Here is a 1,029-nt window from a genome sequence, read left to right as displayed (position 1 = left end):
TAATCAGCCCCACTTGAGTGGTCCAATTTGATTGTTAGTGCATGACCGGCCTTTGGTCCATCTGGACGATGGTTTCCGGGGCCGGAGGGCGGTAGCCCAGAGCACTATGTGGGCGTTTCGTGTTGTAGTGTTTCCTCCATTCTTCGATCAGGATTTGAGCTTCTCGCAGGCTGTAGAAGATTTCGCCATTCAAGAACTCATCCCTGAACCGGGCGTTGAAGCTTTCACAGTATCCGTTCTCCCAGGGTGAGCCGGGTTCGATGTAAGCCGTCCTTGCACCGACGGCTTTGATCCAGTCCTGCACGGCCTGCGCAACGAACTCCGGGCCATTGTCAGACCGAATAAACGAAGGCACGCCGCGCAGGATGAACAGGTCGCTCAGCGCATCGATGACGTTGCCGGAGTTCAGCTTGCGATCCACGCGGATTGCCAAGCATTCTCGGCTGTATTCGTCGATGATGTTGAGCGTGCGGAACGCCCTTCCGTCATCAGTCCGGCAATGCACGAAGTCGTAAGACCAAACATGATCACGGTATTCTGGCCGTAGCCGAACGCACGATCCGTCATTCAGCCAGAGCCGCCCCTTCTTTGGTTGTTTCATGGGCACTTTCAGCCCCTCTCGTCGCCACAGCCTTTCGACCCGCTTGTCATTCACATGCCAGCCTGCATCTCTCAGCAGCGCTGCGATCCGACGATAGCCATAGCGGCCATATTGCCGGGTCAGCTCGATCATGTCGGCCACCAATCGTTCTTCATCCAGGCGACCAACTGGCACCCTACGCTGCGTGGATCGGTGTTGTCTCAGAACGCGGCACGCGCGGCGTTCCGAGACATTCAACTCACCACAAACGCGATCAATGCAAGCACGGCGACGAGCGGGGCTCAGAAGTTTCCCTTCGCGGCTTCCGCCAAGATCAGCTTGTCCAGCGTCAGATCAGAAACAGCTTTGCGAAGCCGCTCGTTCTCTTTCTGAAGCCGCTTCAGTTCCCTCAATTGGTCAGTGCCCATTCCACCGTACTTCTTCTTCCA

Annotated in this window: 1 pseudogene; it reads right to left on the bottom strand. The window is 56.5% G+C overall.

Going from position 1 to position 1,029, the window contains the following annotated elements:
• Nucleotides 1–34 precede the first annotated feature (34 nt).
• A pseudogene (locus RA24_RS21450) lies at nt 35–1,029 on the bottom strand (IS3 family transposase); the annotation flags it as partial.

Source organism: Leisingera sp. ANG-M6, from assembly GCF_000813905.1.
In the GTDB taxonomy this organism is placed as follows: domain Bacteria; phylum Pseudomonadota; class Alphaproteobacteria; order Rhodobacterales; family Rhodobacteraceae; genus Leisingera.
The sequence above is the reverse complement of the archived record's forward strand: the minus strand, read 5'-3'. Positions and strand labels throughout refer to the sequence as shown.